The following is a 6,241-nucleotide window of genomic DNA, read 5'->3' as shown; positions in this document are numbered from 1 at the left end:
GTGTGGTTAGGTGATATTTTGGTTTGTGAGTTGTGTTCTGAGGTGTGCTCTTGCGCGCTCACCGGGTGTCGTTCCGCTCCCGCATGCTGAAACGGTGGTTCACCCCGTACCTGAACCACGGGGTGAACCACCGGATGGCAGATTCTGCCACAGCGGCATAGCCTGCCGAGGTGAGCACCCCCAGCACCAGCGGCGACACCCCCGGGCAGAACCCTCCGACCGCCTCCCTGACGGAACGGCGCAAGGCGGAGACCCGGATGGAGATCGCCCGTGCGGCCGCGGGCCTCTTCGTACGACAGGGCCTGCGGGCCACCCGCGCCGAGGACATCGCGCAGACGGCGGGCATCGCACCGCGCACGTTCTACCGCTACTTCGCCACGAAGGAGGAGGCGATCGCCCCGCTCTACGTGACCGGCGCCCAGCGCTGGGCGGAGGCGGTGCGGTCCGCCCCGGCGGCCCTCTCCGTGCCCGAGGCCCTCGAACACGCGGTCCGTCACACCCTCACCCCGGGCGCCGGTGTCTCGGCGGCCTCCTGGGAGTGGGTCCGCACCCTGATCCACCTGGCCGACACCAGCCCGGCACTGCGGAAGGTGTGGGCCGAGGTCTGCCGGTCCGCGGAACACCACCTGGCATCGGTCCTGGCGGAGCGTGCCTCGAAGGACGGCGACAACGTTGCCCCGACACCACGCCTCCGCTTCACGGCGGCGGTGGCCGGTGCCGCCGTGCGGGTGGCGATGGAGACCTGGGCGGCGGGCACGGCATCCCCGACGGGGGAGAAGGGGCCGATGGCCCTGGCACTGCGGAACCTGGAGGCGCTGCGGGGGTTCGACTGGCAGGGAGCGTGACCAGCACCGCAGGGACCGCCCCGCCCACCCGGGCGCCCGCTCAGGACCCCGCGCCGGCCCGAGTCAGCCGGCCGCCCAACTCCTTCACGCGCTCCACGAGTTCCAAGGGCTCGCGCACCTCGAACTCGTACCCCGCCATCGCCAACCGCACCGCCAGCCACTCCACCGGATCACCGGTGGCGCCCCGGACGACACACCGGTCACCGTCCCCTTCTGCCACCGGCGTCCCCAGCCACGCCGGGACGCGGGCCCCCACCTCCGCCGCCGTCGCCGCGAACGCGACCTCGAACTCGTAGGTCTCCTGCTGACGTTGGATGGACCGCCGCAGGTATTCCGCCGCGTTCCCGGTCGGCAACTCGCGTGCGGTGAACCGCGCCCCGGTCGCGAACGGCTCGCTCACCCGGTCCACGCGGAACGTCCGCCAGTCGGCGCGGTCGAGGTCGTACGCCACGAGGTACCAGCGCCGCCCGGTCGACACCAGCCGGTACGGCTCCGCCTGCCGCCGGCTCTCGCTCCCGTCGGCCGCCCGGTAGGCGAACCGCAGCCGTTCCCGCCCCGCGACCGCGGAGGCGATCGCGGTCAGCGTCTCGGGCGCGATACTCGCCCCGTCCCCGCTGGTCAGCGGAGTGGTCGCGGCCTGGAGCGTACTCACCCGGTGGCGCAGCCGGGCCGGCAGCACCTGCTCCAGTTTGGCCAGCGCCCGCACCGATGCCTCGTCCACGCCCTCGACCGCGTGCCCGGCCCCGGCCCGCAGTCCGACCGCGATGGCCACCGCCTCCTCGTCGTCGAGAAGCAGCGGGGGCATGGCCTTACCGGCGACCAGCCGGTACCCCCCGTCGGAACCCTTGCTGGCCTCCACCGGGTAGCCCAGTTCCCGCAGCCGGTCGATGTCCCGCCGCACGGTGCGCCGGGACACCCGGAGCCGCTCGGCGAGTTCACTCCCGGGCCACTCACGGGGCGTCTGGAGGAGAGACAGAAGCTGAAGCAGCCGAGCCGGAGTGTCCGTCGTCATGCGTCCGAGGATGCCCTATGAAGAGGACAGGATCTGGCCTAATGCCTCCTTAGGTTGGCCCCATGACCTCCAGCGAGACGAACGCCCCACAGGGGCGCGGCGCACTGCGCGCCCAGCCGCGGCCCACCGGCACCCGACCCACCACGCTCACCCCGACAGCGCCCGGGACGTCGGCCTCCTCCGGCGCACCGCATCGCTGGCTGGCCCTCGCCATCGTCATGACCGCCGCCTTCATGGATCTCGTCGACGTCACGATCGTCAACATCGCGATCCCCTCCATCCAGCGGGACGCCGGCGCATCCTTCAGCCAGATCCAGTGGATAACCGCCGGCTACGCCCTCGCCTTCGCGGCCGGCCTGATCACCGGCGGCCGTCTCGGTGACATCCACGGCCGCAAACGGCTGTTCCTCGTCGGCGTCGCGGGCTTCACCCTCGCCTCGGCCCTGTGCGGCTTTGCCGCCAATCCGGAGACGCTGGTCGCCGCCCGTATCCTGCAGGGCGCCATGGCGGCGATGATGGTCCCGCAGGTGCTGTCGATCGTGCACGCCACCTTCCCGGCCCACGAACGCGGCAAGGTCTTCGGCCTGTTCGGCGCGATCGTCGGCCTCGGCGCGGTCTCCGGTCCGGTGCTCGGCGCCCTCCTCACCGAGTGGAACCTGTTCGGCCTCGAATGGCGCCCGATCTTCCTGATCAACCTTCCGGTCGGCATCGCGGCGCTTCTCCTCGGCCGCCGTTACATCAGCGAGTCCAAGGCCCCGCGCGCACTGAAACTGGACCTCGTCGGCGTCGCCCTGGTCACCCTCGGCCTGCTGATGCTGCTCTACCCCCTGACCCGGGGCCGCGAACTGGGCTGGCCGCTGTGGGGGTACGTGTCGATGGCCGGCGCGCTCGTCGTCTTCGGCGTCCTCGTCGCGTACGAGCGCCGGAAGGCCGCCGCCGACGGCTCCCCGCTCATCGAGACGTCGCTCTTCAAGGTGAAGAGCTTTGCCGCGGGGATCGCCGTCCAGACCGTCTTCGGCGTCGCGCTCGGGGTGTTCTTCCTGGTCTGGACGCTGTACATGCAGATCGGCCTCGGCTGGACCCCGTTGCACGCCGGCCTGACGGGGGTGCCGTTCTCGCTCGCCGTGTCCGTCGCGGCCGGACTGTCCGTGCAGAAGCTGGTCCCGCGCTTCGGCCGCGGGGTGCTCCAGGCCGGCGCCCTGCTGATGGCGCTCGGTGTGCTGATCTACGTCGGGGAGTCCCACCGCTACGGCCTCGCCGTCGCCTCCTGGCAGATGGCGCTCCCGCTGGTCGTGATGGGCGCGGGCATGGGCCTGATCGTCGCCCCGCTGACCGACGCGGTGCTGTCGGAGGTGCCGCGCGAGCACGCCGGTTCCGCCTCCGGCCTGATCAACACCGTGCAGCAGATGGGCAACGCGCTCGGCCTCGGCCTGGTCTCGGTCGTCTTCTTCGGTGTCATCGGCGACCGGCTGACCCCGGACCAGGTCGGCCCGGCCTTCGCGCACGCCTTCCGGCACGCGCTGCTGTGGGTGGCCGCCGTCCTGGGCGTGATCTTCCTGCTGATGTTCGCCCTGCCGAAGCGCCCGGCGCGGCATCTGGAGGCGGGCGCCGCGGACGAGCCGCTTCCGGAAGGGGCCGAGGATGCGCCGGAGCAGGAGACCGAATGCGTCCACTGACCCCTTGCCCGAAGGGCCGGAAGTCCGATCATGCCCGTTTGAAGCCCGAACCTGTTTACTTTCTGGAAATCCCGGCGTAGCCTCCGAAGCGAAACCACAGGTTCGGGCATGAGTCGGACACAGTCGGACCCGACCGGACATCGAGTGGACGTCGGCTGGAGCGGAGGCACAGGGGCATGTACGCACCGGAGCGGCAGCAGGAGATCCTCCGGCTCGCCCGGGACGGCGGCCGGGTGGACGTCGTGTCGCTCGCCGAGGAGTTCCAGGTCACCCAGGAGACGATCCGCCGTGACCTGAAGGCCCTCGACCGGGCCGGTCTGGTCCGCCGGGTGCACGGCGGGGCCATACCGGCCGGACGCCTCGACTTCGAGCCGGACCTCGCCGAACGCGAGTCCACCTCGGCCGACGAGAAGGACCGCATCGCCAAGGCCGCCGTCCCGGAACTGCCCGTCGAGGGCACCCTGATCCTCGACGCCGGTTCGACGGTCGCCCGGCTCGCCGCGGCCATCCCGCTGGAGGCGAACCTCACCGTCGTCACCCACAGCCTCCCCATCGCGGCCCGTCTCGCCGATCACCCGGGCATCCAGCTCCACCTGGTCGGAGGGCGGGTACGGCACCGTACGCGCGCCGCGGTGGACGCCTGGGCGCTGCGCGCGTACGGCGAGATCCGCGCGGACGTCCTCTTCGTCGCCGCCAACGGCTTCTCCGCCGAGCAGGGCCTGACCACCCCCGACCTCGCCGAGGCCGCGGTCAAGCGGGCCGCCGTGGCCGCCGCCCGCCGGGTGGTCCTGCTCGCCGACTCCGCCAAGCACGGCCAGGAGCACTTCGCCCGCTTCGGCGCCCTGGACGACGTGGACCTGCTGATCACCGACACCGGACTGACCCCCGAGGACGCCGCCGCCATCGAGCGCGGCGGCACGGAAGTAGTACGAGCATGAGCACCACGAACAGCACGAGCGGTACGGGCATGATCCTCACCGTCACCCCCAACCCCTCCCTCGACCGCACCTACGAGGTCCCCGCCCTGGAGCGCGGCGAGGTCATCCGTGCCACCGGCGAACGCATGGACCCCGGCGGCAAGGGGGTGAACGTCTCCCGTGCCGTCGCCGCAGCCGGCCGGCGCACGGTGGCCGTCCTGCCCCTGGGTGGTGCGCCGGGCGCGCTCGTCGCCGAGCTGCTGGACACCCAGGGCATCGAGGTCGCGCCGGTCCCCGTCGCCGGGGCCACCCGCTCCAACATCGCCCTCGCGGAGTCCGACGGGGTGCTCACCAAGATCAACGCACCCGGCCCCGAGCTCTCGGCCGCCGAGCAGGAACTCCTCCTGGAGACCGTCCGCGAGCAGTCCCGCGACGCCGACTGGATCGCCTGCTGCGGCAGCCTGCCGCGCGGGCTCGCACCCTCCTGGTACGCCGATGTCGTCGCCCGGGCGCACGCCGGGGGCGCACGCATCGCCCTGGACACCTCAGGGCGCGCGCTGCTCGAAGCGCTGCGTGAGCGCCCTGACGTGGTGAAGCCGAACGCCGAGGAACTCGCGGAAGCCGTCGGGCGCCCCCTGTCGACCGTCGGCGACGCCCTGAAGGCGGCCGAGGAGCTGCGCGGCATGGGCGCGGGCGCCGTGCTCGCCAGCCTGGGCGCCGACGGCCAGCTCCTGGTGGAGGAGGCGGGCGCCTGGTTCGCCGCCGCCCGTGTGGACACCGTCCGCAGCAACGTCGGCGCCGGCGACTCCTCCCTGGCCGGCTTCCTCATCGCCGGCGGCAGCGGCCCGAAGGCCCTCGCCTCCGCCGTCGCCCACGGCGCGGCCGCCGTCCAGCTGCCCGGCAGCGTGATGCCCACCCCGGCCGACCTGGACCCCACGGCGGTGACCGTCACCGACCTCGTCCCCGTCGACCGCGAACTGACGGAGCCGGTGTCATGACCGCGGACCCGACCGCTCGCAGTGCCGCGCTCCGCCCCGGTGCCGCCCGCCGACAACCGGCCCAGGAGCGGCGAGGCCCCTCGTTACTCGCCGCGCCGACGGGCCGTCGGGGCACCCTGAGCCGCCCCGCCGTCCCCGGGAGGCGGAGCTTCCCCGGCCCCGTCTCCCACCCCGCCCCCCACGGCACCCCCGTCCCCACCCTCGCCCACCCCACACTCCGGGCGATACGCGTGCATAGGAGCCCGCGATGAGCGACATGATCACCGCGGACCTGGTCGATCTCGACCTGTCCGCCGACACCAAGGAAGCGGCGGCGCGTGCCCTCGCCGAGCGCATGGTGGCCCTGGGCCGGGTGACCGACCTGGAGGGCTTCCTCGCCGACGTGGCCGCCCGCGAGGCCCAGATGCCGACCGGACTCGACGGCGGCATCGGCATCCCGCACTGCCGCAGCGCCCATGTCACCGAGCCGACGCTCGGCTTCGGGCGCAGCGCCGCCGGCATCGACTTCGGCGCGCCGGACGGACCTGCCGACCTGATCTTCCTGATCGCGGCCCCGGCCGGCGCCGACGACGCCCACCTCACGATCCTCTCCTCGCTGGCCCGCCAGCTGATGAACAGCGAGTTCACGGACGCGCTGCGCTCGGCGGCCGACGCGGGGACCGCGGCGGCGCTGATCCGGGGCGACAAGACGCCCACCGCGACCGACGCGCCGGCACCGGACGCGGAGACCGCGGCGGGCGCCGGGGCCGGTGAGGGCGCGAAGACCGCCGGTGGCACCAGCCCCGCCCACGAC

6 protein-coding genes are annotated in these 6,241 nt (G+C 73.0%); 5 read left to right on the top strand and 1 reads right to left on the bottom strand.

From position 1 onward, the window contains the following. The first annotated feature begins 170 nt into the window (after positions 1–170). Positions 171–845: a TetR family transcriptional regulator gene (locus ABZ646_RS37855; protein WP_360529607.1), complete on the top strand. Its 675-nt coding sequence runs from the start codon at positions 171–173 to the stop codon at positions 843–845. A gap of 40 nt (positions 846–885) precedes the next feature. Here the strand turns inward: ABZ646_RS37855 and ABZ646_RS37850 are convergent, their stop codons facing one another. Then, a complete protein-coding gene (locus ABZ646_RS37850; protein WP_360529604.1) occupies positions 886–1,857 on the bottom strand; it encodes a YafY family protein in 972 nt (323 codons plus the stop codon). Between the two features lie 62 nt (positions 1,858–1,919). Here ABZ646_RS37850 and ABZ646_RS37845 point away from each other — a divergent pair, with 62 nt between their 5' ends. The 4 genes from ABZ646_RS37845 to ABZ646_RS37830 form a co-directional block, all read left to right on the top strand. Continuing rightward, positions 1,920–3,533 (top strand): MFS transporter, encoded by a 1,614-nt coding sequence (locus ABZ646_RS37845; protein ID WP_360529601.1) that lies wholly within the window; start codon positions 1,920–1,922, stop codon positions 3,531–3,533. 176 nt (positions 3,534–3,709) lie between these two features. Further along, the gene (locus tag ABZ646_RS37840) at positions 3,710–4,471 is read left to right on the top strand and encodes a DeoR/GlpR family DNA-binding transcription regulator (RefSeq protein ID WP_360529598.1); all 762 of its coding nucleotides are present in this window, start codon (positions 3,710–3,712) and stop codon (positions 4,469–4,471) included. A gap of 29 nt (positions 4,472–4,500) precedes the next feature. Beyond that, the gene (gene pfkB / locus ABZ646_RS37835; protein ID WP_360529610.1) at positions 4,501–5,448 is read left to right on the top strand and encodes a 1-phosphofructokinase; all 948 of its coding nucleotides are present in this window, start codon (positions 4,501–4,503) and stop codon (positions 5,446–5,448) included. A 247-nt stretch (positions 5,449–5,695) separates the two neighbouring features. Then, positions 5,696–6,241 (top strand): fructose PTS transporter subunit IIA (locus tag ABZ646_RS37830; protein ID WP_360529595.1); only part of this gene is annotated, 546 nt, incomplete at its 3' end.

The organism is Streptomyces sp. NPDC007162 (assembly GCF_040634175.1).
Classification (GTDB): Bacteria; Actinomycetota; Actinomycetes; order Streptomycetales; family Streptomycetaceae; genus Streptomyces.
The sequence above is the reverse complement of the archived record's forward strand: the minus strand, read 5'-3'. Positions and strand labels throughout refer to the sequence as shown.

Bases quoted from the DNA above. Each gene is read 5' to 3' on its own strand.
- ABZ646_RS37845 (WP_360529601.1), top strand. From the start codon at position 1,920: ATGACCTCCAGCGAGACGAACGCCCCACAGGGGCGCGGCGCACTGCGC.
- pfkB (WP_360529610.1), top strand. From the start codon at position 4,501: ATGATCCTCACCGTCACCCCCAACCCCTCCCTCGACCGCACCTACGAG.
- ABZ646_RS37840 (WP_360529598.1), top strand. From the start codon at position 3,710: ATGTACGCACCGGAGCGGCAGCAGGAGATCCTCCGGCTCGCCCGGGAC.
- ABZ646_RS37850 (WP_360529604.1), bottom strand. From the start codon at position 1,857: ATGACGACGGACACTCCGGCTCGGCTGCTTCAGCTTCTGTCTCTCCTC.